Annotated in this window: 23 protein-coding genes and 5 pseudogenes; 18 read left to right on the top strand and 10 right to left on the bottom strand. The window is 52.8% G+C overall.

The features are described 5' to 3' along the window. Window positions 1-209 precede the first annotated feature (209 nt). Window positions 210-518 (bottom strand): helix-turn-helix domain-containing protein, encoded by a 309-nt coding sequence (locus LIX15_RS26865; RefSeq protein WP_227777941.1) that lies wholly within the window; start codon window positions 516-518, stop codon window positions 210-212. Between LIX15_RS26865 and LIX15_RS26860 the strand changes: the two genes are divergently transcribed. From LIX15_RS26860 to LIX15_RS26845, 4 genes are all read left to right on the top strand, one after another. After that, the gene (locus LIX15_RS26860) at window positions 495-914 is read left to right on the top strand and encodes a hypothetical protein (RefSeq protein ID WP_227777940.1); all 420 of its coding nucleotides are present in this window, start codon (window positions 495-497) and stop codon (window positions 912-914) included. The two genes, LIX15_RS26865 and LIX15_RS26860, sit on opposite strands and share 24 nt — an antisense overlap. Before the next feature lie 194 nt (window positions 915-1108). Further along, window positions 1109-1345, top strand: coding sequence for an AAA family ATPase (locus LIX15_RS26855; RefSeq protein WP_227777939.1), 237 nt, complete (start codon window positions 1109-1111; stop codon window positions 1343-1345). Between the two features lie 27 nt (window positions 1346-1372). Further along, window positions 1373-1687, top strand: coding sequence for a hypothetical protein (locus LIX15_RS26850; protein WP_227777938.1), 315 nt, complete (start codon window positions 1373-1375; stop codon window positions 1685-1687). A gap of 87 nt (window positions 1688-1774) precedes the next feature. Beyond that, on the top strand, window positions 1775-1942 hold the full coding sequence (locus tag LIX15_RS26845) for a hypothetical protein (protein ID WP_227777937.1): 168 nt from the start codon (window positions 1775-1777) through the stop codon (window positions 1940-1942). A 121-nt stretch (window positions 1943-2063) separates the two neighbouring features. Here the strand turns inward: LIX15_RS26845 and LIX15_RS26840 are convergent, their stop codons facing one another. Both LIX15_RS26840 and LIX15_RS26835 read right to left on the bottom strand, forming a co-directional pair. Beyond that, window positions 2064-2636, bottom strand: a complete 573-nt coding sequence (locus LIX15_RS26840; protein ID WP_227777936.1) for a metal-dependent hydrolase — start codon at window positions 2634-2636, stop codon at window positions 2064-2066. Between the two features lie 122 nt (window positions 2637-2758). After that, window positions 2759-3160 (bottom strand): DUF7522 family protein, encoded by a 402-nt coding sequence (locus tag LIX15_RS26835; protein ID WP_227777935.1) that lies wholly within the window; start codon window positions 3158-3160, stop codon window positions 2759-2761. Between the two features lie 234 nt (window positions 3161-3394). Here LIX15_RS26835 and LIX15_RS26830 point away from each other — a divergent pair, with 234 nt between their 5' ends. Next, complete coding sequence (locus LIX15_RS26830; RefSeq protein ID WP_227777934.1) at window positions 3395-3748, top strand: geranylgeranylglyceryl/heptaprenylglyceryl phosphate synthase; 354 nt, start codon at window positions 3395-3397, stop codon at window positions 3746-3748. Window positions 3749-4307: 559 nt separating this feature from the next. Then, window positions 4308-4508: pseudogene (locus LIX15_RS26825) on the top strand (transposase); the annotation flags it as partial. A 94-nt stretch (window positions 4509-4602) separates the two neighbouring features. Here LIX15_RS26825 and LIX15_RS26820 read toward each other — a convergent pair. Further along, entirely contained in the window at window positions 4603-6261 is a 1659-nt protein-coding gene (locus tag LIX15_RS26820) for a potassium channel family protein (protein WP_227777933.1), read from the bottom strand. A gap of 197 nt (window positions 6262-6458) precedes the next feature. On the opposite strand from LIX15_RS26820, the gene LIX15_RS26815 reads away from it, so the two are divergent. Beyond that, window positions 6459-7541: a CNNM domain-containing protein gene (locus LIX15_RS26815; RefSeq protein WP_227777932.1), complete on the top strand. Its 1083-nt coding sequence runs from the start codon at window positions 6459-6461 to the stop codon at window positions 7539-7541. Between the two features lie 64 nt (window positions 7542-7605). After that, window positions 7606-8037 carry a universal stress protein gene (locus LIX15_RS26810; protein WP_227777931.1) on the top strand — a complete coding sequence of 144 codons (432 nt, stop codon included), beginning with the start codon at window positions 7606-7608 and terminating at the stop codon, window positions 8035-8037. A 73-nt stretch (window positions 8038-8110) separates the two neighbouring features. Here LIX15_RS26810 and LIX15_RS26805 read toward each other — a convergent pair whose 3' ends face one another. After that, window positions 8111-8323 (bottom strand): cation:proton antiporter regulatory subunit, encoded by a 213-nt coding sequence (locus tag LIX15_RS26805; RefSeq protein ID WP_227778103.1) that lies wholly within the window; start codon window positions 8321-8323, stop codon window positions 8111-8113. Here LIX15_RS26805 and LIX15_RS26800 point away from each other — a divergent pair. The 7 genes and pseudogenes from LIX15_RS26800 to LIX15_RS26770 form a co-directional block, all read left to right on the top strand. Beyond that, window positions 8307-8522: pseudogene (locus LIX15_RS26800) on the top strand (transposase); the annotation flags it as partial. The gene LIX15_RS26805 and the pseudogene LIX15_RS26800 sit on opposite strands and share 17 nt — an antisense overlap. Before the next feature lie 183 nt (window positions 8523-8705). Then, window positions 8706-9137: a universal stress protein gene (locus LIX15_RS26795; protein WP_227777930.1), complete on the top strand. Its 432-nt coding sequence runs from the start codon at window positions 8706-8708 to the stop codon at window positions 9135-9137. 423 nt (window positions 9138-9560) lie between these two features. After that, a complete protein-coding gene (locus LIX15_RS26790) occupies window positions 9561-11534 on the top strand; it encodes an acetylxylan esterase (protein WP_227777929.1) in 1974 nt (657 codons plus the stop codon). Window positions 11535-12229: 695 nt separating this feature from the next. Continuing rightward, window positions 12230-13453 carry a sulfotransferase family protein gene (locus LIX15_RS26785; protein WP_227777928.1) on the top strand — a complete coding sequence of 408 codons (1224 nt, stop codon included), beginning with the start codon at window positions 12230-12232 and terminating at the stop codon, window positions 13451-13453. Window positions 13454-13538: 85 nt separating this feature from the next. Beyond that, on the top strand, window positions 13539-13700 hold the full coding sequence (locus LIX15_RS26780) for a hypothetical protein (RefSeq protein WP_227777927.1): 162 nt from the start codon (window positions 13539-13541) through the stop codon (window positions 13698-13700). Further along, complete coding sequence (gene cysC, locus LIX15_RS26775) at window positions 13700-14557, top strand: adenylyl-sulfate kinase (protein ID WP_227777926.1); 858 nt, start codon at window positions 13700-13702, stop codon at window positions 14555-14557. The genes LIX15_RS26780 and cysC overlap by 1 nt, the downstream gene beginning before the upstream one ends. Window positions 14558-14582: 25 nt before the next feature. Continuing rightward, a complete protein-coding gene (locus tag LIX15_RS26770) occupies window positions 14583-15326 on the top strand; it encodes a YqcI/YcgG family protein (RefSeq protein ID WP_227777925.1) in 744 nt (247 codons plus the stop codon). 103 nt (window positions 15327-15429) lie between these two features. Here LIX15_RS26770 and LIX15_RS26765 read toward each other — a convergent pair. From LIX15_RS26765 to LIX15_RS26755, 3 genes and pseudogenes are all read right to left on the bottom strand, one after another. Further along, a pseudogene (locus tag LIX15_RS26765) lies at window positions 15430-15537 on the bottom strand (low molecular weight phosphatase family protein); the annotation flags it as partial. A 40-nt stretch (window positions 15538-15577) separates the two neighbouring features. After that, window positions 15578-15895 (bottom strand): annotated as a pseudogene (locus LIX15_RS26760) (helix-turn-helix domain-containing protein); the annotation flags it as partial. 63 nt (window positions 15896-15958) lie between these two features. Next, window positions 15959-17209 carry an RNA-guided endonuclease InsQ/TnpB family protein gene (locus tag LIX15_RS26755; RefSeq protein ID WP_227777924.1) on the bottom strand — a complete coding sequence of 417 codons (1251 nt, stop codon included), beginning with the start codon at window positions 17207-17209 and terminating at the stop codon, window positions 15959-15961. Window positions 17210-18299: 1090 nt separating this feature from the next. Between LIX15_RS26755 and LIX15_RS26750 the strand changes: the two are divergent. Continuing rightward, a pseudogene (locus LIX15_RS26750) lies at window positions 18300-19314 on the top strand (permease); the annotation flags it as partial. Between the two features lie 104 nt (window positions 19315-19418). Here LIX15_RS26750 and LIX15_RS26745 read toward each other — a convergent pair. Together LIX15_RS26745 and LIX15_RS26740 are read right to left on the bottom strand one after the other, a co-directional pair. Next, complete coding sequence (locus LIX15_RS26745) at window positions 19419-20567, bottom strand: MFS transporter (RefSeq protein WP_227777923.1); 1149 nt, start codon at window positions 20565-20567, stop codon at window positions 19419-19421. Window positions 20568-21422: 855 nt separating this feature from the next. Beyond that, complete coding sequence (locus LIX15_RS26740) at window positions 21423-21620, bottom strand: heavy-metal-associated domain-containing protein (protein WP_227777922.1); 198 nt, start codon at window positions 21618-21620, stop codon at window positions 21423-21425. Window positions 21621-21752: 132 nt separating this feature from the next. Here LIX15_RS26740 and LIX15_RS26735 point away from each other — a divergent pair, with 132 nt between their 5' ends. Beyond that, on the top strand, window positions 21753-22343 hold the full coding sequence (locus LIX15_RS26735) for an AsnC family transcriptional regulator (protein WP_227777921.1): 591 nt from the start codon (window positions 21753-21755) through the stop codon (window positions 22341-22343). 118 nt (window positions 22344-22461) lie between these two features. After that, on the top strand, window positions 22462-25053 hold the full coding sequence (locus LIX15_RS26730; protein WP_227777920.1) for a heavy metal translocating P-type ATPase: 2592 nt from the start codon (window positions 22462-22464) through the stop codon (window positions 25051-25053). The last annotated feature ends 54 nt before the right edge of the window (window positions 25054-25107 follow it).

Raw genomic sequence — 25107 nt, 5'->3', positions numbered from 1 at the left:
ATTCGTAAGAATCGTAAACATCGTGCGGATTTTACAGTACCAGACTTCCTGTCGTCAATTCTGAAAATGAAAAACAAAGCTGTGTCAACGAACTCCATAATTCGTACGAATCGCAAACATCGGACGAACTTCTAACATCGTAAACGGTGTTATACCAAGACCCATCCTGAAAGAGCGGCGATAACGCGGATACACTGTCCAAACGTATGCTAGTTTGTGTGGAGTTGCGATAGTTGCGCCATGACTGCATCTGTCCACATGTCCTGCTCGTGTTGTAGCCACTCCCTGGTTTCTGCGAGTGGTTGAGCGACATGAAGATACTTGACACCACCACTAGTGACAGTGCGCGGATATCGAGTGACCAACTCCCGTTCATACAGCGGTTGCAGTTGCTTCCCAATCGTACTCTGATCACGGTCGAGAATGTCCGCGATTTCGGCTCTTGTGCTGTGTGGATGATCGAGAACAGTGAGGTATACACGGAATTCCGCTTTATGGATTCCACAGACTGTGGCCATTGTCGTCGTGAGCTCCACATCGACAGTGATGACCCACTGGTTCTAGACCGATCTCACACGCTTGGTATTGGTATTTATGACGAACGGAAGGTTGCAATCGGCGCGTACAATCAGTTCGGGCGGGGCCAGCACATTGCGATGATTGTAAGTACAGATGATCGTGTTGTTGAATGGGCTAGTGATATGTGTAATCTTGGCTGGCACGGCACCGCCACATCACCATTATCCGTTGTTTCTTCGGCCATCAAGAGACATCTTGTGGTCAGCTATCGGTGGGACAAAGCCGTCTTCGATCTTCTTGAGAAGAGAGACACACGTCGTTTCCTGAGCTATCGGGTGGTAGAGGCTGTTTATTCACCTAATTCAGTCCTAAACAGATACACCAACGATGATTAGACGTGAAGGGGACACACACGTCATTTCCTGAGCTATCTTGAATTAGACTAGCTGTTTACTGAGGACTGGTTGACTTTGGTGGAAAAGCTCGGGAAACGACGTGTGTGGGGGTTACTTAAACTGGACTAGCTCAGGAAGCGGATGAAGCTCGGAAATTCCTACCTTTATGGCATGGTCATACGAGATGCAACCTAATGGGACTGGAGGAGTTCACTTTTGACGACCCGAGCTTCGAGAATGAGGATGTACTCCGCGATCACTACCGACCAGATGATCTCATTGAACGTGATCGGGAACTCGAAGAATACCAAGCCGCACTCAAACCCGTGATCAAGGGGAGCCGACCACGGAATATCTTCCTCTATGGGCAGACCGGTGTCGGAAAAACACTTGCCACCAACATGGTGCTGAATCGCCTACAGACTGACTAAGAGAAATATGACCATCTCGATGTCGAAGTGGTGAAGATCGTCTGTAAGTCGCTCACTTCATCCTATCAAGTCTCAGTCCGTCTCGTCAACGCACTCCGCGACTCGGGCAATAAAATCTCCAAACGTGGCCATGCGCCAGGCGATATCTACGAAATGCTCTGGGAACACCTCAACACCCTAGACGCCACACATTGCTTGTTCGTTCTCGATGAGATCGACAGTGTCGGAGACGACGACGATGTCCTCTACGAACTCCCCCGCTGCAACGACAACAACAACGTCACCGAAACCAAGGTCGGCGTCATTGGCATTTCTGCTTACTCGATGAAGGTGCCAGAATAATTGATGCGCGTCATTTCCGACACAATCACGAGTTGGAACAGTTACGCGAGCAGCGGATTAAAGACCTGAAAGCGCGAATGGATGACAATGAGTAATGAGCATGCCTCACTTGCATTCAAGAAGTTTGTCCTCGGGATAGTGATCGCCCTCATGCTCTTTGCCATCTTTCAGTCGGTCTTCCCACCGTTTGCGGTCGGTCTCACTTCTGCCTTCGTCGGTGGGCTGATCGCGTCCGTTTACTACAAGGACATGTGAACCGATGGCCGTCGTCGGTTCTGCCGGTTCTGCTTAGATCATAAGCGGCAGTGAACACTCTCTGGTACTCTCATCGCGACTATGCAGAGTTCGTGGTGTAGTTCCGCCATGTTCCCCCTTCCTATTTATTATCTGTTTGCCGCGCATATGGGATGCCTGGTGCACCATCGACTATCCAGAGCAGGAATGCCAGGAGATAGGGTATCGAGTAGATCGCCAGAAAAATAAAATGCTCTGGAGTCAGCATCTCATTAGAGAACTCACTAAAAATCCGATTAACTCGCCCGAGCAGTGATGTCTCATACTCGTATGGTGGAAGTGTGACAATGGGCCAGAACAGTCGATCATTTGGTGTCACACCAGATTTTGGAACTGCCAAGATCGCATCCCCGAGAAGATGTGACCAATAACCGACTGTGAACGCGGCACCAAGTTTGAATCGGCTTTTGGCAGTTGCCACGCCTAAAACAAGGAGCCCAATCGGTATGGCAACCAAGATTGAATGAGCGATTGAATACCCCTGTGGGAAGAGATGAAGTCCCCACGAGAGCGTTTTATCCACAAGATCCGGTAATTGAGTGCCAAACAATACTGCGAGGACTATTCCAAGCCCCGCTGGTGGTTTGCGTGTCACAAAACGATGCCCAAGTGAAAAGAGGACATATCCAAAAGCAGCGTGTCCCCATGGCATCATGCTGATATCCCCCCAAGTGCACAATCGCCCAATAATTTAGCGATGCTAGAAATATCTAAAGAACTGTTACTCCCTGGAGGGCTCATCACTAGTGAATAGCGACTCAAGCCGTAAAAGCGCTCTTACCCGACGTGGCGCTCGGACTGCGATGCAATTTCTTCGAGTACACTGCTGACAGCCTCTGCGACATCATTGAATCGATCCATTGTTATCGAATCCGTTGTCACATAGGTACCGTGTGTTCCGACGATGACACGAACGAGATAGCCGTTGTCGAATGTCCGCATCGTGTATCGGTAGTCACCGAGTTCGGACCATTCGTACGTGCGTTGGGAACTAAATCCCCCACGTTCATTTTCAACGAACGAGTGTGGATGGGTTCCGCGCTCAAGATCCTCTCGTAAGTAGAGGTGCTGATAGTCATTCGGTGAAAAGTACGTCACACTCCGGAGTTCATCACCGATTACCGTCCGACAAGTACGGAGCAACTGGTCTGTTTCGTTATCCGTGAGTGGAGGTGCCATACTTCCTCTCGTATGTAGTATGTTATCAATTTTCCTGCCACCTGTGAACCAGCTAACAACGCTACCAGACCACTTAGAATAATCTACCGTGCAAAAATGCTCGTGTATACGCTGGTGTAGTCTTGTGTTCGATTTAGTCTTAGCTAGACATCTCACTCGCACTTCTAGGGAGATACTGTTCAACCTACCTTTTAGAGGAAGAGCGGTTTAGCTGTGATAGCACTACGGTAAGTTATGTCGACTGTGTGGACGCAGTGGAAGCACATCACGAAGATCGACCCAGATAAAGCAATGCGAAACGGTGATTCCTATGATGGCATTGCCGACACAGGAACGGATGCAATCATTGTCGGGGGCACCATAAATGTCACAAAAGCACGCGTACAACTGATTCTCGATACACTCTCTTCTACCGAGATTCCAATATTCGTCGAGCCGACCTATCTTCCATCATCGTCTCATACCGAGGGACTCGCTGGCTATTTGCTTCCAATCGTTCTGAATGCCGATGAAACACTGTGGATTACAAGAGCACACCACGAATGCGTTCGCTCATCCCGATCTTGCCGGGTGGATGCGTGCTCATGAAGCGAACTCGAGAGGGAACTAACCACAAAAGAGCGGATTATACCGTTGTAATCACGGGGGTTCCGGGAACCCCCGTTCGTGGCGGCACCATCACACGAGATTCACACCGCTTTGTCGGTGAAATACGGTGGGAACGGTTGTACGGCTACTGTGGAGTGCGCCTGTTTCTGCGTCTGTTTCTGCGAAACGAGGGGGGTTGGCCGGGACAACCCCCCTTATTACAACGTTGTAATCGATCGTGCCCATTCGTCCCGCACAACCCAGCTACCTATCTTGTCTTCTTCGGTAGAAGGGATGAACGACAATGATTCGAAATAGTTGAATGGAACCAGCGGAGGGTCATCGACCAGGAAGACGTGCTAGCAGGCCGCCAGAGTCGGTGTCAGCGAGTTCTACTGATTAGAGCTTGTTCTCCGGAGTATTTACTTCCAGTTCTCCGTTTGCTCTGATCGTTCTCTCTTGCTCTAACTCTACGTTCTTGATCGAAGATTCGGTGCGAACATATACGCAAGAAGAACCACAGTGCACCTAGTCTCTGTTTTATTCAATAGATAAATAAAAGATGGTCAAACAGTTCGATCCTGAGAACCTAATCGATGGATTTCAACAGGCGACAGACCGGCTTTTGTCGGTAATTCTGTCGGAATCCTCGTTTCGTCGTCCAGTCACAGTAGCGATTGACATCACAACTATCGGCTACTACGGCTATGTCGTCGGAATGCCAATGGTCAGTGGTACGAAAGACGGCGAGGGAAGGTCAATATCGCTTTATGTCTTCGATACAGTACGGCCCGCTCGATATCCGAACTCATCATCAGACGTTTCGGCGATAGCGTACGTTGCGGCACGTCGTCTCACGAACTGTCTACTGTTTTTTTGAACTCCCGGAGCGCAGCATCGCTGCCGGCGACAAATATCTCATCTCCTGGCTCGATCGTGGTCTGCTCGTCGGTGTAGATAGTCCCATTACGGGAGAGACCGACTACAGTCCATCCACGCTCGGTGTCACGACGAGCGTCGATCAGCGACTCGCCAACGAACGGTACTGCATCGCCTCGGACGAGTCGAATCTGATTCACAGGATCCATCATCCGCTCTCCATACACCTCCGCTGCGACCAAACGCGCACACACCTGTTGGATCGAGAGGACGTAGTCAGCCCCCGCCCGGAACGCTGCTGATGCCTTCTCAGTGTCAGAGACACGTGTGAGGATTTCCACGTCGGGGGCGATCGAACGCGCCATCGCCACAGCCAACAGAGCGGTCGCATCGTCGTCGACGGTGACGACAAGCGCCGAGGCGTCACTAATTTTTGCAGCGTGAAGCGTTTCAGGTTCGGTGACATCGCCGATGATATCCGGATCGACATCCGGAGACTCGTCGATAGTTGTGACCGGCACGTCCTCCGGAAACGCCTCGACAGCGGCGGTTCCGCCCTCACCGAGGCCGGCAACGACAACCGCTGCGCGTGTCGAAAGCCGTGGACTCCGGATACCCGCCACCTCACTCGATACGTCGTCAATCGCGCTTTCCGGGCCGGCGACCACGAGCACAGTATTGGGTGTCAGTCGATCGTCGGGCGACGCTGGCAGCCGCAATTCTCCGTCGAACCACCCGGCAACGAGCGTGAGGTTCGGATGGTTCGCAAGGGGTGAATCCCCCACTCGGACGCCATGGAGCGGACTATCCCGCCGGATGAGAATCTCGCGGATAGCGACTGTCTTACTTTCGACCGCCGAATCCACCGAGATCGGTGTCGTTGCTTTCTCAGCGAGTCGTGTCCCGATGAGTGCGTGTGGCGCGACACTTCGGTCGACGCCGATTTCGGCGAGGGCAGCCTTGCGGCGTGTCGAGGCGGTGAAGCTGATGACGCGTAGGTCTTCGTTTGCTTCGAGCGCCGTCAGGACGATGCTCGCAGTCCTGTCTCGGGCGTCAGTGATGAGCAGTGATGCTTTCTCGATGCTGGCGCGGTCGAGGTCGGCCCGTTCCTCAGGATCGCCATTGATCGCTTGATAGCCATCGTCCGATAGACGTTTTGCTTCCGCTTCATCGGATTCGAGCAGTACGTAGTCGATGTCGAGTGCTTCGAGCTCGTCAAGAAGGACCTCGGTGTCGCGCTGATACTCTGCGACGACGACGTGCTCGTCCTTGATCGAAAGCCGATCGTCGAGATTGAGTGGTGTTCGCTCGAAGAGCGGGATGACGAGGACGCGTAACGTGATGAAGCCGATGACGACCCCTGTTACTTGCATCGTCGCCACGAACACGTTCATTGCTGGGGTCAACCACGGTGAATCCGCACCGTACCCCGTCGTGGTCATCGTTTCGATGACCGTATTGAACGCCTGAAAAATTGACCGGGGACGGTCTTCGAGTGAACGCATTCCCCAATAGTAGAGTCCTGTGAAAAGGAGGACAATCGAGACCAGACCAATGAGGTAGACCAGTACGAGGTGCTGGCGGCGCGTAAGATTGCGGGGGTGAACGTCGTCTAGATTCCGGAGTTCACGCATGTGATGATTACCTATCTATCCCTCGATATTGCTGGAGAATCCCTAAAGGCTCCCATTCGAGTTGCTGTTAACCGTACGCATTGAGGTTAAAGTCACTACATCAGGCTGTGGGATAATTAGTAGAGGCAATTGCTGGCCCGCTACCCTTAGCGACACTCATGAACTCATATACGGCTCGAAATCTAACGGTTAGCCTGATGAACTCCTTGGAGGTCGGAATTCGGCTCGTAGCAGGGGTATTCCTCATTCTGACGAATGGGTTCTTCGTCGCTATCGAATTCGCGCTGACGCGGGCCCGGCAGTTCAGTGAGGACGAGTTCGTCGGGGAGAATGACGGCGCATTGGAGCGGGCTTGGGAGATGACGCAGAACTTGGAACTGTACCTTACGACTTGCCAGGTCGGCATCACCGCCTCGAGTATCGCAGTGGGGATCGTCGCCGAGCCCGCACTGGCGGCCATCTTCGAACCGCTTTTTGCGGGTTCTAGACTCGCGGGCATCGGTGCTGGAGCGCTCATCGCGTTCCTGATTATCAACCTCGTCCACCTGACCCACGGTGAGCAGACCCCGACGTACCTTGGCGTCGAGCGGTCGCGGATGGTCTGCCGGTACGGTGCGGGACCACTGTACTGGTTCCATTATGCGATCACTCCCCTCATCAAACTCGGTGACTGGGTCGCGAAGTGGACGCTTCGACTGTTCGGCATCGAGATGACCGGCGCGTGGCTCGAGACCGAAGAGGACGTCATCGAATCGCGGGCCGAGCTCCGAAATCGGCTCGGATCCGTTCTTGAGCAAGGTGATCTCTCGGACGAACGCCACGAAGAGGTGATGAACGCCCTGCAGATCGGCGAGCGTCCCGTCCGTGAGGTGTTGATACCCAAAGACGACATCGTCCCGCTATCCACGGCGGTCGACTCCAAAGAGAACTTCCGGCGGATGGAGAAGAGTCCACATACACGCTATCCATTGGTCGGCGCGGACCTAACTGACTTCCGGGGAATCGTCTACTTCCCGCAGCTAGCCAGACATCGCGAGGAATTCGGGGATGGCAACATCAATTTCGAAGAACTGGCAGCACCGCCAATGACACTCTCTCCGGATGTTGACGTGAGTGATGCCATCGATCAATTCCAGGCCGAGAATCAAGAGCTCGCACTGGCCATCGAGGACGGGGACGTCGTCGGGATGGTAACGATTACTGACCTGCTGGAGTCGGTCACGGGCGATATCGAAGACCCCATCGACAAAGCGGACGGTGCGACGGTTGAAGACGATTGATGGCGTGTGGATCTAGCAGCGTGTCCGATCAATTTTTTTGCCACTCGAAGTCCAACGGTGTATCGTGTACAACGAAATACTGGTACCGACGGATGGGAGCGATGCAAGTATGGAAGCGGTAGAACAGGGAGTCATGATTGCAGACCGGTTCGGGGGGACGATCCACTTTCTGAATGTGGTCGACGTTGGAACGGAGATGTCCGCTTCTGGTGTCGGACATATCGCGGACGAACTCAGTAAATCTCTGGAGCAGATGGCTGATGATGCGCTTACTGACGCTGAGTCACGAGCCGAAGACGCGGACGTCCCATACGAACGGACAATCCTCGAAGGGTTACCACATGAAGCAACCGTCGAGTATAGCGATGGACACGACATCGACCTCATCGTGATGGGGGCGACCGGCCAGTCGGGGATTAAAGAGCACCTATTGGGAAGTACAACTGATCGTGTGACGCAGTCTGTCGATTCATCTGTACTGATAGCGCGACCATAGATGCAGGGGTTCGAGGAAACGCGCTCTCTTACCTATCGATTTCGCAGTAGAGTTCCTACCAGTCAGATAGGGATTAGCCCATTAGTTCATTGAAGTGATAGATGTCTTCATCCGTGCCTGCGATAATGAGTTCGTCTTCCGATTCGATACTGGACTCCAGGCCGATGTCAGTAATGACGTCACCATCACGCTCAACGCCGACGACGGTACACCCGGTCTTCGATCGAACTAATGCATCACCAACCGTCTGTCCAACAGTTGCGGCGCCCGTGTGCGCAAAGCGGATGCAGACCAGCGAGAAAGCCTAGGCGAAGCGACTCCTCCAACGCGGACAGAATCGGTACGAAACCGACCGGAAACTCCACCTCAGGGACAATGAATGGCACTCGACGACGCTGATCTACCGCCGTAAGGAGAACGCTAAGCATGATGATCACCGGCAGTACTCGGTATTTATGACCAACACCGGCAGCGTCTTTCTCACTTAGAGAGACGACTGTGAGTGGCCATATCTGGATACTGAGTCCGTGTTCGAGGAGATACGAACAGCTACACGATACTTATCGGTGAAGCTTCTGGTACGAGGGCGATTGTAACAGGAAGAACCACTCCTGAATATCGTGTGTTAGCCCCCGGTTCTTTGCTCCCCCGTCACGTATTGGGATACAATGTACAATCGGATCCTCGTCGCAACGGATGAGAGTGATAATGCGCAACGGGCTACACATCAGGCTCTCGACTTGGCTCGGCAGTACGGAGCCGAACTCCACGCAATCTACGTTATTGAAACCAGAACAGGGTACGATAATGCAATCGTCGATCCTGACATCGTACGAAAAAATCTTCAAGAGGAAGGAGAAGAAGCACTAACGGCCATCGAAACGGAGGGTGAGCCGGATGTCTCCGTTGTCACATCAATTCGAGAAGGTGTTCCGCATGAAGAGCTTCTCACTTACGTAGAGGATCGGAGGATCGATCTCGTGGTTATGGGTGCCAAAGGACGGTCGGCTTTCAAGACGATACTGCTTGGAAGTACGACAGAGGCGCTTCTACGGGCAGATCAGGTCCCTGTCTTGGTCGTCAATAATACTGATGAGTGAGAATCTACGGGACACTTCAGCGTCTTTGAGCGTACCATATATTGCATTATGATTCTTCGTTCTGCGGGACTTTACGCGTCAAAATAACGGAGCTTGCAGCCGCTCGCCCAACGCCTTCGGCAACCGATCCAACGAGCGGCGAGGGAACGACCATCGTCGCGACCGTCCTCCCCTCGATCGCCACCGACCTCGGATCGCTCAACCAACTCTTCTGGGTTGACCGCCTATCTCATCACATCATCCCTGGCAGAAGTTGAGACCGCTGCTCTCAATGTATACGGTGATTTCTCGTGTTCATTGCAGTATACAGGTACACCGGTCAAAACGACGCTCTAGCGAGGGAGAATCTCACAAAAGAAAAGCATAGCGTGGATCCGGTAGACAGCAGAATATTTATCAAGTTGATTGATCCCATCCAAGATAGTGGACAGCTTTCAGGATGGTGTGAACGGCTATTTCGACACCGAAGACCAGCTATCGCGGTACCTCTTGGATCGCGCAGCCGATTACGCTTCAACGGCTCACGCCGAGAAGAAATCGATTAATACACGTACGGAAGCCGAAGCGCGACGTGAACGCATACGAGAGACGTTCTTATCAGCCATCGGTGGACTACCCGCCCGATCTACAGACCGGTCCGCTGACACTATTGGTCATATCGAACGAGAGGGGTTCTCGATTGAGCACCTCGTATTCGAGAGCCGACCGAACTTCCACGTCACAGCGAACTGTTACGTGCCCGACGATGATGGCCCCCATCCGGGAATCCTCTTTCTCTGTGGCCACTTAGAATCCCCAAAATCCGACCCACTCAATCAACAAGCGTGCGCTGAACTGGCACTGAACGGCTTCGTCGTTCTTATCCTCGATCCGCTGTGCCAAGGTGAACGGACTCAGTACCGCGATCCAGACTCCGGCGAGGCAATCGTAAGCGGTGGGGGCGGTACATTCCCACACATTTACGCAGGACAGAAGTGCTCCATAGCTGGTTGGAATTTGGCGAGATACATGATCGCCGATGCGCAGCGTGCGCTTGACGTCTTGGAACAACGCTCCGACGTTGACGACGGTCGACTAGGTGTGACCGGAACTTCCGGCGGCGGTACGCAAACACTCTACCTTGGACTCGTCGACGATCGCATCGACGTCGCCGCGCCGTGCTGCGCGGTATCGGAACGATACGAACAGTTCAAAACGGGAAATAGGACGCATGCCGAACAGGCGATCACTGGGAGCGTTGCCCACGGCATCGACTACGACGACTACCTTGCAGCATTGGCGCCCCGACCTGTCTGCGTCGGCGCGGCGGCCTCGGATCGGTACTTCCCAATTGAGGGGGTTTATGAGACTGTGAATCGCGTCCAAGACATCTACGGGTTCTACGACGCCGAAGACCGAGTTGACCTCGTCGTCGGTCAAACGACACACTGTGCCGTCTACGACCTCCGTGACGGCGTGTTCGAGTTTCTATGTAACCACCTCAGCGACGACACATACGAGCCACAGGCTGATATCCCGGTTCTCGACCAGCCTGAAATCCGGTGTACCCCCGACGGGAGCGTCCGAAGCGCGTACCCCGACGAGCGAACGATTGACGACCTGATCAGAGCGGACATCGCAGACGCTTACCCTACGGCTGGAACAGATGTTGATGGTGACGGTGAGGACGTTGATCAACTCCGACAGGAGCTCGTCAACCGGTTCGATCTTCGTCGATCGGATTGTGACCTCCAGCCGCGCTTCGTCAAGCGAACCATAAAGAACGATCTAGATGTCGAGTACGTTTGGTTCAAAACCGAACATGAGCCGGATATCGTCGTAACGGGTGTCCTGGTCACAGACCCGTCAGCTGACAGTGAGTCTCCCACCGTCGTGCTGTATGATCAGGGCACGAGTACACTCCCCGAACGAACCGAGGATGTCACTGCGCTCGCCAGCAAGCACGGGACGGTCTTCGTTTTCGACCCACGCGATGTCGGTGCAGTCCGACATCGTATTATCCCTGTTCCGAACTGGGCGGACGACTACGGTGGTTTCTATGGCACCGAGTGCAAGCTTGCAAACGATGCACTGCTCCTCGGGGACTCACTGCTCGCCATGCGTGTGTTCGACACGCTTCGTGCTGTGGAATTTCTGCGATCCGAGACCAACTCTGAGGACGTGTCGTTCGTCGGGGAAGGAATTGGCGCGTATCATGCACTCTATGCCGCTGGAGTCGCTCAGAACGTAGACCATGTGACGCTTCGTGACTTGGAGATGAGTTTCTACGATCTGGTAACCAGTCGGGAGATCCCGTATCATCCCGGGCTTACAGTCTTCGATATTGTCGATGGGTGTGATCTGCCGGACGTGCTAGTCGCACTTACCGAACGTGGTGTCGATGTCAGTCACAAGTAAATTTGAGATGAGCATGCGAGATTGATCCTCTGTATTGAATATTTAAAAACGGCTTCCGAGGTTCAGTTTGAAGCGCTTGCAGAAGGGTGGATTGGCTAAAATCGTGCAATTTGGGGTCTCTATAGCCGGTATAGTCTCAACTTGCAGCGACGCTAATAGTTGAGACTGGTGTGTTCAACGCATAGATTAATGAGCGACCCACTATAGGGTGGCTGCAGTCGCTGTCAGGGTAGTTTGGATTTCAAGCGCATATTTCCGTCTTCAGACGGAGGTCAAGCAACAACTAGCCTCGCTTTCTGCCAGAATCATTTTGGTGTGGCTCGCTGTAACTCAGGCACTATGAAATCGGTGAGAATTCATCCCCAAATAGAAAAAAAGTGGCGACGAACGCGGTCTATTTGTCGTACGGCGATAACACGGTTCCCGACGGGGCCTCATTGGCCGGATCACAGTCCGACAAGGGAGGAAACGAAAGTTTCCCCCCGGTATATCGTCGATTTTCCCCGGATGCGGGTCAAAACCTCGAGGGATGAAGTAGCCGAAATCCGGTTTCCGGATTCCACGATATTTAGGCCGTGGAGGAGGTCAAGGTCGACGAACAACCAACTTATGCCAGCTCCACCACAATCAATGAAACCGAACTGTCGGTTCCGACCATGGGTTGATTCGGTGAACAGGTGGGGGGGTGGGGGGTAGTGAGTTTGGAAGAAGCGCCGGACGATCTTCGAAATCAGGCTAAACGAAACTACGAACATATAAAAAACGAGGTTATCACGGAGGAGAAGCAATCGATTCTGTCGAAGTATCAAGTTAACGACTTTGACAGCGTGCTGCTTATCGCGACGGCTCCGAGAGGTGGCAGTAGTCTCCTTTTCGATATTCTTCGACACCACGAAGAAACGTGTAGTCTCGATGGTGAGCACGACCGATGGCTCACTCTGAACGGGATCTGCTACCCGGCGTTCGAATCCGACGTCATTCCGGCCGACTTCGAGTCGTTCGATAGGGAAAAGCTCCTGACGGATCTCCTCGCCGAGGTCGGTGTAGCCGAACGATCCGGCGGCCGAACTCATCGGGTAGATAACACGCTCGTCCGGCTTCCGTTACAGTTCCCCAATCGAGAGCTCCCATACAAGAGGATACGCGAAAAGTTACTCGAGGGAGTGTCGCTCGATGAGATACTCAAGGAGTTCGGAATCCCGCCGTTGCAATACGATGAATATTCAGAGCAAGACGCAAACAGTCCGTTCGAAACTGAAACGATCGAAGATCGACCGTTTGTCTCCTCGCATAGTCACAAGCGCAGTCTCACAGTAGATGACTTCAAACGGACGCTCGTCCTGAAAGCGAGTGGCGACGCTTACCGACTCCCATGGATCCGCGAGCAGCTATTTCCCGAGACCGATGTCAAAGTCGTTCACCTCACACGGAACCCAGCAGCGTCAATCAACGGACTCTACGACGGGTGGCGGCTGAACAGGGGGTTCCAGACATACAACGTAGGCGATCTCGATCTTGAAGGATACAGTGGCTCGCTGTGGTGCTATGATCTCCCGCCGGGCTGGGTTAGCGAGGGAAAACTCATCGATGTCTGCCTGATGCAGTGGGTCCAAGCCCACCGCCATATCCTTGATGGCCGCGTCGCGTTCGATGACGTCCTCCGAGTCCGGTTCGAGGATGTTCTCACCGACACCAGCTCCACTATCAAGGAAATCATCGAGTTTGCCGATCTCGGCGAGTCGGCACTGCTTACCGAGAACGTCAAAAACCCTAATAAGGTGATGACGACGAAGGACCCGAGACACGCTCGCTGGCGTGACAGGGAGGATCTCGTCAAAAGCGCACTCAATCGAGCCGACAAGACGTATACCGAAGTGGTCGAGAAACTGGAATACACGGAGGAGTCGGAATGGATCTGAGCGAGGCAGCAAAGGACGGTGACAGTGGCGGGGCGACTCGCGTCGGTTGTCAATGTCAAGACGATGACCGCGGAGATCGACAACAATGACCTCCACAATTGTGACAGGCAAGGTGATACTCATGTCCAACGACACACCGAACACAGAGTCGAAACTGGTCGAGGCGTACAATGCCAAAACTACCACCGGCGACAATATTTGGAAAGAAGCAGGCGAGTTCGCCTGTCTCATAGGGGGAATCAATTAATGTCGGGAAAAACTATCTGGCTCTTCGGACTGCCATGTTCCGGAAAGACAACGCTCGCCGAGGGGTTAATCGGCCCGAACACGGTTCACTTGGACGGAGATTATCTTCGAAACACCCTCAATACCGATCTCGGATTTTCGAAGGAGGATCGGAGCGAGAACCTCAGACGGGCTGCTGGAGTTGCACAAGCGTTGAACGAACAGGAGTTTGATGTCGTCGCGTCGTTCATCACGCCTTATCGTTCCCAGCGAGAACTGATCGCGGAGAAGGTTGAGGATGTCTCATTCATCTATGTCAACGCACCCGTTGAAGTGTGCGAGGAACGTGATATAAAGGGAATGTACGAGCAGGCTCGTAAGGGTGAAATCAAGGGATTTACCGGTATTGACGCGCCGTTTGAGGTACCAGAACTAGAGGAGATCGAACTCGAAGTTCGGACGGCGACGGACTCAGAGGAGAAGAGCATCGAGAAGATTAACACAGAACTGGACCTCAAGTTCAATCCAAGCCACATCTTCATCGGTCGCTGGCAACCACTCCACAAGGGCCACCGAACGATCATCGATTCAGCCGCTGACAACGGGAAGAACGTCATTATCGCCATCCGCGACACCGAACTCAGTGAGGATAATCCATTCACCGCACAGGAGCGCCGAAAGCTGATCGAGAACGTCTATGGGGAGCATCCAAACGTTGAGACGATGATTATTCCGGATGTCGATACCGTCGCTATTGGACGGGACGTCGGGTACTCGGTCGTTTCGGTTCCCGAGGAGGTTGCAGAGATTAGCGGAACCAAGACGCGCGAGGAGTATGAGAAGAGCGAACTCCTCACAGGACAGCATTTAGAGGATTAAGCAATATGTAAATGAGATTATAGTTATGAATAATGAATGGAAACTGTTTGACCAATCTGAATTGCAAGATGCGATAGACACAGGGGAGCTAATCGCGTGGAAGAAAAAAAGATATATTGAGTTCAGGAAGACGATGCGGGATACTCATTATCCATGTCATTTTGCAGTAAACGCTGAACGTAACGATTCGGCTCGTTACCTCTTCGCTGGGGATGTTCGTGATCGTGATGCACTTTTTAAAGTGAGAGAGGGATTGCGACAATATCTTGAACGATATCAGTCGATAGCTAAACGAACGACCTTGGTGATATTTTTCAAGCCTCCGCCAGGGGACCAAAGCGAACAGGAATACCGTAGTCAATTTTGGGGAGTTCTCGAATTCCTAAATGCACAGGATCCAGAACCATGGCCGAGCGACATTCCTGCGAACCCAAATGATTCTGAATGGGAATTCTGCTTCTCTGGAGAACCAATGTTCATCGTTGGACGCGCTCCGTTCTATACGGAACGAAAGAGTAGGTATACGCGATATGGGCTAGAAATAACAATTCAACCACGTGGAACACTCGACGACATTAGTGGAGATACGATGAAAGGCCAGCACGCTCGCTCGCTAATCAGAGATCGGTTAAAGGACTATGATGATATCGCTCCTCATCCTGACATCGGTGATTATGGCGACCCCAATACTCGAGAATGGAAACAGTATCTACCTCCAACATCGAACGAGGAAAGTTTGAATGAATTTCCCTTTGAAATCGATACATAGTAATTGTAGAATGCCACTTAAGTGTATCTACAACTGTTATTTCGATAGGGAAATAGCAATTATGACACCTTGGGCATATCCATTCGTAGTTCCGCTTCTCCCTCTATATACAGAACTCATCCCGGATTTCACGCACCTCTTCGGTCGATCTCCCATCTGGATCGTCGAGCCCCCAATCCCGATTGTCACCGTTCCGGGTGGCAGGACAGACACTTTTCCTATGGAATGATGCTACTGGATTAGTGATTGAGTCAGTCTATTTCTACGGTCTCCGACGATACTGATGGTTGACGGGTCCCCAGCACATTGGATGCTTGTGACTCGGTGAGAAGCCGAATGAACGGTTCAACATTCGTGAGGAGTTTGTTTTCGGCTTTTCGGAGGTGTTCCTCGAATGTTGCCCGAGCGATGTTTGTCTGTTCGGCCAGCTCCTTTGTCGATGCGCCTCGCGGTTGAGTGTAGTAGCTGTTGTCCAAAGCCAGTCGGAGAGCGGCGAGCTGTCTATCAGTAAGACCAGCAAACAACCGATCAACCGAGAAGAGCGTGCTGTGTGGGAGTTGGCGTTTCTCAGTGACATCCTCCCCGTCGTAAACGCCGGGGCTTCCCGTCCTGCAGTTGGGATATTTGCCGGTCTACGACACGACCTGCTCTCTCGTCCGAAACGTCCCGCTCTCGCGGTCGAACAGGTGTACCGATGGCTGTGCCACACAGCCGTTACTCCTATCCTCTCCGTGAGGACTCGGAGTTATCTTCTGCCGCATATTCTCCGCTCCGTTGCAATCCGCGTTCCCGACTAACCCACACGACGAGCAGACGTACAAGCCACGTTCGACCCGGTTCGACTTCGTGCCGTCACCACACGTCGAACATGTCTTCGATGTGTCCCACTCGTTTTCTTTCAGTACCTCAACGCCACGTATCTCGCCTTTGTATGCGAGGTACTGGTAGATGCGGTCGAACGCCCACGTATGCAACTTCTTGTTGCCGGTCTTGCCCCAGTCTGACTCTCGAACGTCCTCGGGCCAACTCACCGCGAGCGTGCCAACATCGCGTTCGACACACTCAGTGATGATGGCGTCTGCAAGAGTATGGTAGAAGTGCGTCTCGCGGTTAACGAGTTTTCGACGTGCCCACTTCGCCTTCTCCGATGGGCCGTTCTCACCCTCGGTATCGTACTCTGCTCGCGTGAAGTAGTGCTTGTCTTGCTTGAGTGAGTTGCCGGGGTACAGAACGTATTCGTTGGGGAAGGCGACCGTGGCGATGTTCTTGATTCCAAAGTCGATTCCCGCAACTTCGTCACCTGCTGAGTCGTTGGTTTCGAGGCTGACTTTGCAGACGAAGTGCAGTTTCCACTCGTCGCCGTTCCAGACGACGCGAACGTTCTGCACCTTGTTGACCTCGGTGAGGTCGACGTCTGGGCGGCTCTGGTACTCACAGAGGATGAAGTCCGACCAAGACTCCTTGAGGTTCGAGCCTTTCGAGAGCCGGACGCGGTTGTTCTCGGGATCGTGCTTGAACCCGTCTGCTTTGAACGTGACCGTGCTTCGTGGTCGGGTGTCGCCGTGTTTGCGGTAGCCGGGCGGATTTGCCTTGTCGTCTTTGTGTCGCAGGTCGAACCATGACTGGAAAGCGTCGGAAAGTTCTTCGATGACTTTCTGACTGGATTGTGCGTTCAAGTCTTTCCAGCACGACTGGTTCTTCATGTACGATTTAAGCGGGCCTTCGTCTGGGATTTTACCAATTTCATCCCATACACGGTCGGCTGTCCAGCGTGCGACGTTCCAGATTTTCGAGGCAGAGTCTCCGAGCGAGTCGAGGCCGTCGCAGACCTGTTGGTGGTTCTGGATGGAGCCAACGTAGGTGCGCGTGACCTCAATCGCCATACATAGCCTATTTCAGAGTAGTTACTTAATGGTGGGGATTGCGACAGCGTTGAATATCCAGCCTTGCCATCGACGGTGGACTGTGGAGGGATTGCCGGATTCACTCCCGCCGTAAACGGCGGGATTCTCTCCTTGAAGAAAGATAGGGATCCAAGTTCGATCACCGATCCGAACTCCTCAAATGAGAAATCAGTACGAAATTCCTCCTCTTCGATAACGTTTCCACTTACGAAAAGTGAACCGGGTGGTGCTGCGGGCTAATCAGCCAAAATCGTGCATTTGAGTTGCTCTTGGCTATGTAGTCTCATCTTCCAGCGTCACGAACAACCACATGATCAGGTTAGTATGATCTACTAGCAAGCCTCCGTTGATCGTCGATAATCTCGACTCGAAAGTTTGTGTGTTTGATGTATCGTCATATGGTTTATAGATATGTGAATGGCTGTTATCGGACGCTAGGGGATTTCCACCGACAGATTACACGGGAAGCGGTGGTGTGTGGTGTACTGCTCCATAGTTTTCTAAGCGGAAGTGACCAACCCCCGGAACCCCCGGATCAATCTGTGTGCAGTCCGTGACATTCGAAAGCACTCGGTTATTTTGTGGGTGTTTACGAGTCTGGCTATTCTCGTGGAATCGTCTTATGGCACCCCCGTGATGAAAACGGTGATTGAATGTCGACGTGGATACCTGCCGATCGACGTAGAACGTTATCACTGCTCTCTTAGTAATTGTGGGGGGGGACGGTGGATGGCGCCACGAACACCCCACATTTGTCGGGTAATGATCTCCTTTATGCAAGACCCAACACTGTACTACATGGTATCTAATGACATGGTAGTTTGGACACCGGCAAGAGTGCCGAAACTTGTCTGTTTTGTTTGTCGTGGTGTCTCGAACATAGTACTCCCCCTTCATGACTACATCAGAGGTGACAATAAATCAAACTACTATTGTATACGGATGTCTAATCATAACATGTCATCCATATTGTTTGCACGAACGTTTCTACGAGAACGTTGAGTCGCAATTTCAGTTCGATGGCGATTCGGCGTGGATGACTTCGGCCAGACTGTCGAGTTGCGCGGAAATGTGGAACCTCTTCAAGAAGGGAGGGTCGGCGGCGGCGACCATCGGTGCGTTCATGTTTGCGAGTACGAACCTCGTCATCGAAATCGGCGCGGTCATCTGGATTCTACTCGGCTGGCAGTTCCTGCTCGCGGACATCACCGGCGGCTTCGTGCTCATCGGCCTGATGGTACTCGGTTCGTCTACGTCGTCCCCGACGAAGTCGTCGAACAGGCCCGTCAGAACGCCTCGATGAAGGTGCTCCAACTGTTCAAGACCCAGTTTGTGGGATGGAAGTAAACCCTGATGAAGCTGATTATACCACCGAACACGACGGCCAGACGTACTACTTCTGTTCGCAGTCCTGCAAGGAGAGCTTCGACCCCGAAGAAGCCAACACGACCATCCGAGAACAAGCGACGTCGCTCTCTGGCTGGAAGGCGCTCGCCGACAAACAGTGGAAAGAATGGGGCATGCTCTGGGACGAGATCGCCATCGGATTCATCTTCGCTGGCCTCATCGCTGGCTTCATCCCCGAACAGGTGTGGACATCGGTGTTCTCGGGCGCGACGTTCGGTCTACCCGTCTATGTTTTCTGGACCGCCGTCCTCGGTGCCGTTATCGGTGTCGCGACGTTCGTCTGCTCGGTCGGCAACGTCCCATTCGCTGCAGTCCTCTTCTCAAACGGCCTCCCATTCGGGTCGGTGCTGAGCTACATTTACGCCGACCTCATCGTCCCACCGATCATGGAGGCCTATCGGGAGTACTACGAGACGAAATTCGCGGCCATCCTCTCGGGGATGATCTTCGTCTCCGCAGTCCTTACGGGATTCGTCATCCACTTCCTTTTCCTCGGTGTCGGGGGCATCCCCCCCGCCTCGAGCGTGCAGATCGCAGAGGTGAAAATCGAGATGAACTACAAGATGGTGTTGAACGTGCTGGCAACCGTGTTTTTCTTGTTCCTCTACTGGCTCCACCGCTCGGAATCCATCGGCGACGAGAGCAGCCATGACGAACACACTCATACGGTGAACTGATAAATCTATCCACTTCTGGCATGCTATGAGATGCAGCATATCACGACATGTCGATCGGCTTTGCAACGATGCTGGAAGTCATTCTCATTCACTGAAGACGGATCCTACGTACTTTCGCTCGCCGAGCTTGAGACACCCTCTGCAACTGGCACCTCCCACAGTAGGATTGCTCCCGACCCACCAACGAGGATCACGCCGGCAACAGCCAGCGCGAACAAGGGAGAGACTGAGTCGGAGATAACGCCACTCCCGAGTTGAAACGGAACAACGGCCAAACCGCTGACCATCGCCATCGCACTTAGCACGGTCGCTCGACCAAGGGTGTCAATCTGGTCGTTGACGTACTGACCGGCAAACGACCGCGTCACATCGGACAGGCCTCGGGCAACCAAGAACGTCGGGAGCGCGAGGAGAGGAACGAAGTACATCCCGACCAGCGCCGCTCCCACGATGAATGGCAGAACGAGGAACCACATTCGAACACCGATATGCTCCTTGATTGCACCGGTGTAATAGCTAAGTATGGCCCCGAAGAGGCTGTACCCGGCGTAGAACCACCCCAGCAGCGATTCGACTTGTGACTGCGACACACCGAGATCCACGACGATGGTCTGGAAGATTGGCTGGAGGAATACGAAGATGAGGTACGTGACGGCAGCGTACAGGACGTAGTAGTAGAGGATGAACGATCGGAGATTCCGCCGTGAGAGAGCGTCTTTGACGATTCCAACAGTTCGACGCATACTCAAGTCGTCAGTATTGGTTTCCTTGTACGTCTCTGGCTCATCCATCGTAAGGAGTACCACGGCACCGAGGCCGGTGACGGCAGCCGCCACGAACCACGGGTACGAGAGGTCGATACTACCGAGATAGCCCCCAACGATGGCTGCACCAGCACCGACTGCGAGCGCGGCAGATTCACCACGTCCGCGAACGTGGGCGAACTCGTTTTCGGAGAGATCGTCGGTGAGCGTATCGTAGAGCCACGCATCTTCACTCCCCGACCGGAAATTGTATCCCGTGGACCAAAGAACGTAGAGAACCGCTAACGTGAGAAACGACCCGGCGAGACCGATGCCGAGGAGCGTCACGGAGATCAGGACGGTTCCGATAAGCAGGCTCATCCGACGCCCGACGCGGTCACCGATATACCCAGTCGGAATTTCTCCGAACAGGGTTGTCAGGTTGTAAAGCGCCTCCAGAATCGCGATTTGCGTGAAGCTGAGCTCTTGTGCAAGGAAGAAAAGGTACATGATTGGCCGATAGAATTCGACTGCTTTAGTCGCTTTATAGAGATAGTATTTCAGGATGCCTCTTCGCGCCGAATCCCACGAACGACTCCAAGAGAGAACACTCATAGGAAAGGTATTAATTAGATACTTATAATTAGATTCCGTTATTACGTTTCACTAATATCGTAATAATTTGGTGGTGCGAAAGTGTGAGCACGCTTAGAAGAGCTTGTAGGATGGTTCTATGATGCCCATCGCTTTCTTGGAGCTACACTCAGCTACTATACCGGAACGACCAAGGAGTATATTGGGCTGAAACAGTGGTTTTTTGGGGTGCCGTTTATTGTCGAAGTCGCGCTCGTCGGAATGTACTTTGTTCTTTTAATTCCCCTTCTAACCTTGTTTTTTACGCACGGTATCGCCAATGCGACTCACTCATTTACCAATCATTACCTCAATGATCGAATTGCCTAACTTGGCCGTGCGACGGTTCTAAGAGTAATGGACATGGTGAGTAGACTCGCTATCATTCCGTTTCAACTTGGTAGCCGGATTCTTTCGGATTTGACAACCCTTATTTTCGTTCTGGCTCTCGGCGGCGGAGCAATAATCCTTATGTCGACACTCGTAGTTGCTGGGGAATCGCCGATCGCGGGTTCTCAAAAACACCTTGAACTTGACCGATTAGTGTCCGTTTCAGAATCATTATCTCATATTAGAGGTGGTATGATACTATCATCTTTGAAATCAAACCGTATCTCAAATTAGCCGCTTAGTCATTCAAACGGAGGCTCTTGCTTAGTCATCTCTGATGATAACGAACTCCTGTTAAAGATGGTGGAAATAAATGACAGTCAATGCGACGCAGAGTGTAATCTAAGCTGATGCAGAGTAACCTGCATCTTCAACAACGGTAACTAAGGAATCTGCGTTCGTATTTCCTTCGACTGTTGCGCTCTCAGTCGATCGATCAACGTTAACAGTAGTTACGCCTTCGACATTGAGAAGTGCATCTTCAACAGTTTGTTCACAGCTGCCACAACTCATACCTTCGACGGTAATGGTGGTTGCCATAATACTCACTACACAGGCCTAACTTTAGCCAATTACTCTTTCGATATCGCTACTAAACCTGCGCGTAGATTTAGAATATTAACCACACTCTCACCTAGGTATTTGTATTCAGGATATGTACCAGCTTGTGCTATGCGTAAACTTGACGAAGTGGATATGGAGATACTCAGAGTGCTAATTGAGGATGCTCGCCGTCCGTACAGTAGCATCGCGGAGATGGTTAATCTTTCCGCACCAACCGTCTCAGATCGGATTGACCGTCTTGAAGAAGAAGGTATCATTCGTCAATTCACTGTTGACGTCGATCGACATAAACTCGAAGAAGGAATTCCCGTGTTGGTTGATCTCAGTATTGAGTCCACTGCAGTTGAGTCGGTTTCTGCCGATCTCGAAGCCACAGATGTCGTTGAGCACCTGTTTATGACAGCAGACTCACGTGTTGTGTTTCAAGCCCATGTCAAAAACGCAGATATCCGGGGTTTTCTAGCAAGCGTTGTGGATACAACAGTGATACAGGAGTTTGATGTCGACTTACTGGTTAAAGTAACATGGGCACCACAGATGAATGGAACGCGGTTCGCGCTCGACTGTGACGAATGTGGGAACAACGTTACAAGTGAGGGAGTAACAACACAACTCAATGGATCAGTGTACCATTTCTGTTGCACTTCTTGTCAGGGGAATTTTGAGTCTCGCTATGATCGGTTTGACGAAGCGGCATAACAACGGTAAAAGCCGGTGAAAATCTCCCTTTCATTCGAAACTCTGATCCATAGTATTTCTTTGATTCACAGTGACAATCCACATTAATATGGAGACCATATCTTAGGTCGACTAGAGTATGGGTTCTACAACACAGATGCAACTCGACATCGGTGGGATGAGTTGCGCCAATTGTTCACAGGCGGTGACGAAGGCTCTCGACGATATTGAAGGTGTTAAAACGGCGAATGTTAACTTCGCTACCGATGAGGGGCACGTCGAATACAATCCCAAGCAAACGTCGGCATCAGAGATCTATTCCACCATCAAAGATGCCGGTTATGACCCGAACAGCCGGACAATCTCCATCGGCGTGACTGGAATGAGCTGTGCGAACTGTTCAGAGAGTATCGAAAAGGCACTCAGGTCGGTTCCCGGTGTAATCTCAGCTACTGCCAATTTCGCGACCGACGAAGCGACCGTCGAATACAACCCTGTGGAGACGAGCACCCCACAGTTGTACGAAACCATCGAGGACGTCGGATACAATCCCATCAGAGACGATGATGACGGTGTATCGGAACGAGAGCGACGAGATGCAGCACGCCAAGCCGAGATTCGACACCAACTCCACCTCACCCTGTTCGGTACGGCGCTCTCGTTGCCGCTGCTTGGATTCATGGCAATCCGCCTCCTTGTCTCCCCCGACCTCCTTCCGGAGTCCGTTTTCGGTGTTGAGTTTGGATGGGTTGAGTTCCTCCTTACCACCCCCGTTCAGGCGGTTCTCGGCTGGGTTTTCTACCGGAACGCGTACAAAGCCATCGTCAAGAATCGAACCGCAAACATGGACGTCCTTATCGCACTCGGATCGTCTACCGCCTATCTCTACAGCGTCGCTGTCCTTCTTGGGCTAATCAGCGGAAGCCTCTACTTCGACACGGCAGCGCTCATCCTCGTGTTCATCACGTTGGGCAACTACCTCGAGGCCCGATCGAAAGGCCGTGCGAGTGAGGCACTCCAGGCGCTCCTCGAGATGGAAGCCGACACCGCGATGGTTGTTGAAGACAACGAAGAACGGGAAGTGTCTCTCGACGAAGTCACGGTCGGGGATCGATTCAAGGTGCGACCAGGAGAGAAAATCCCAACTGACGGTATTGTCGTGGACGGTGAGAGCGCGGTTGACGAGTCGATGGTTACAGGTGAATCAGTGCCCGTCGAGAAGATCGAAGGTGACGAGGTGGTGGGCTCGACGATCAACGAGAATGGTGTGCTCATCATCGAAGCTACAAAGGTCGGCGACGAAACCGCTCTCCAACAGATCGTCCAGACGGTCAAGGAGGCACAGAGTCGTCAACCTGAAATCCAAAACGTTGCCGACCGTATTAGTGCATACTTCGTTCCCGCCGTTATCATCAACGCGTTGTTCTGGGGCACTGTCTGGTATCTCTTTCCGGAGACACTCGCCGGGTTCGTGAACGGTCTTCCCCTCTGGGATCCCGTGGCGGGGGGACCACAAGTCGCCGGCGGCACTGTCTCGACGTTCGAATTTGGAGTCATTGTCTTCGCCAGCGCAGTGCTCATTGCCTGCCCTTGCGCCCTTGGCCTCGCTACTCCCGCCGCGACGATGGTGGGTACGGCTATTGGTGCACAGAATGGCGTCCTGTTCAAGGGTGGCGACATCCTTGAGCGCGTCAAGGACACAGACAGCGTCGTTTTCGACAAGACTGGTACGCTTACGAAAGGGGAAATGCGCCTCACAGATGTCGTCGTGCTTGATGAGTCGACGGTTACTGATGGTGGGACGTTCACACAGCAAGAGTTGGACGCATCTCCCGATCGAGACGACGCCTTCGTCCTTCGGATCGCTGCCAGTGCCGAGAGCGGAAGTGAACACCCACTTGCCAAAGCGATCGTCGAAGCCGCCAAGGAACGGGATATCAATGTCGACTCGCCCGTGTCGTTCGAGAATGTTCCGGGTCACGGAATCCGGGCGACCCTCGATGAGGGAGAGGTCTTGATTGGAAATCGAAAGCTCATGCGTGATTCAGATATCGATCCCGAACCGGCCGAAGGGACGATGGAGCGCCTCGAAGAAGAAGGAAAGACGGCGATGCTCGTCGCACTCAATGGCCGACTGATCGGTGTTATCGCGAACGCGGACACGATCAAAAATAGTGCTAAGAAAGCGGTATCCGCGCTTCAAGATCGGGGCGTTGAGGTTATGATGATCACGGGTGACAACGAGCGAACCGCGCATGCGGTCGCCAACGAGGTCGGCATCAGTCGAGAGAACGTTCGTGCAGAGGTTCTCCCGGAGGACAAGTCTAATGCAGTCGATGCAATCCAGTCAGATGGACGGCACGCGATGATGGTCGGTGATGGGGTCAACGACGCACCTGCACTCGCTGCGGCGTACGTTGGTACCGCCATTGGATCGGGCACAGATGTTGCTATCGAGGCCGCCGATGTGACTCTGATGCGCGACGATCCTGTAGATGTCGTGAAAGCCATCCGTATTTCCGATGCGACGATCTCGAAGATCAAACAGAATCTCGTGTGGGCGCTCGGCTACAATACCGCAATGATTCCTCTAGCATCACTTGGATTACTCCAGCCGATGCTAGCGGCCGGTGCGATGGCGATCTCCAGTGTCTCCGTTCTCACGAACAGCCTACTCTTCCGGCAGTATGTTCCGGATCACGACTATCAACTGTTCGGATGGAATCGGTGACGTTACCAATACACCCACTTCGACTGACAATACTCAACAACCGGAAGCCGGATT

The organism is Haladaptatus pallidirubidus (genome assembly GCF_020700235.1).
Lineage (GTDB): Archaea > Halobacteriota > Halobacteria > Halobacteriales > Haladaptataceae > Haladaptatus > Haladaptatus pallidirubidus.
This window is presented reverse-complemented; position numbering and strand designations above follow the sequence as displayed.

What these genes read in the sequence shown, in the direction of transcription:
- cysC (WP_227777926.1), top strand. Translation starts at nt 13,700, where the DNA reads ATGTCGGGAAAAACTATCTGGCTCTTCGGACTGCCATGTTCCGGAAAG.
- LIX15_RS26815 (WP_227777932.1), top strand. Translation starts at nt 6,459, where the DNA reads ATGAACTCCTTGGAGGTCGGAATTCGGCTCGTAGCAGGGGTATTCCTC.
- LIX15_RS26860 (WP_227777940.1), top strand. Translation starts at nt 495, where the DNA reads ATGGATTCCACAGACTGTGGCCATTGTCGTCGTGAGCTCCACATCGAC.
- LIX15_RS26780 (WP_227777927.1), top strand. Translation starts at nt 13,539, where the DNA reads ATGACCTCCACAATTGTGACAGGCAAGGTGATACTCATGTCCAACGAC.
- LIX15_RS26770 (WP_227777925.1), top strand. Translation starts at nt 14,583, where the DNA reads ATGAATAATGAATGGAAACTGTTTGACCAATCTGAATTGCAAGATGCG.
- LIX15_RS26730 (WP_227777920.1), top strand. Translation starts at nt 22,462, where the DNA reads ATGGGTTCTACAACACAGATGCAACTCGACATCGGTGGGATGAGTTGC.
- LIX15_RS26745 (WP_227777923.1), bottom strand. Translation starts at nt 20,567, where the DNA reads ATGTACCTTTTCTTCCTTGCACAAGAGCTCAGCTTCACGCAAATCGCG.
- LIX15_RS26830 (WP_227777934.1), top strand. Translation starts at nt 3,395, where the DNA reads ATGTCGACTGTGTGGACGCAGTGGAAGCACATCACGAAGATCGACCCA.
- LIX15_RS26835 (WP_227777935.1), bottom strand. Translation starts at nt 3,160, where the DNA reads ATGGCACCTCCACTCACGGATAACGAAACAGACCAGTTGCTCCGTACT.
- LIX15_RS26740 (WP_227777922.1), bottom strand. Translation starts at nt 21,620, where the DNA reads ATGGCAACCACCATTACCGTCGAAGGTATGAGTTGTGGCAGCTGTGAA.
- LIX15_RS26795 (WP_227777930.1), top strand. Translation starts at nt 8,706, where the DNA reads ATGTACAATCGGATCCTCGTCGCAACGGATGAGAGTGATAATGCGCAA.
- LIX15_RS26865 (WP_227777941.1), bottom strand. Translation starts at nt 518, where the DNA reads ATGGCCACAGTCTGTGGAATCCATAAAGCGGAATTCCGTGTATACCTC.
- LIX15_RS26845 (WP_227777937.1), top strand. Translation starts at nt 1,775, where the DNA reads ATGAGTAATGAGCATGCCTCACTTGCATTCAAGAAGTTTGTCCTCGGG.
- LIX15_RS26855 (WP_227777939.1), top strand. Translation starts at nt 1,109, where the DNA reads ATGGGACTGGAGGAGTTCACTTTTGACGACCCGAGCTTCGAGAATGAG.
- LIX15_RS26735 (WP_227777921.1), top strand. Translation starts at nt 21,753, where the DNA reads ATGCGTAAACTTGACGAAGTGGATATGGAGATACTCAGAGTGCTAATT.
- LIX15_RS26820 (WP_227777933.1), bottom strand. Translation starts at nt 6,261, where the DNA reads ATGCGTGAACTCCGGAATCTAGACGACGTTCACCCCCGCAATCTTACG.
- LIX15_RS26755 (WP_227777924.1), bottom strand. Translation starts at nt 17,209, where the DNA reads ATGGCGATTGAGGTCACGCGCACCTACGTTGGCTCCATCCAGAACCAC.
- LIX15_RS26840 (WP_227777936.1), bottom strand. Translation starts at nt 2,636, where the DNA reads ATGATGCCATGGGGACACGCTGCTTTTGGATATGTCCTCTTTTCACTT.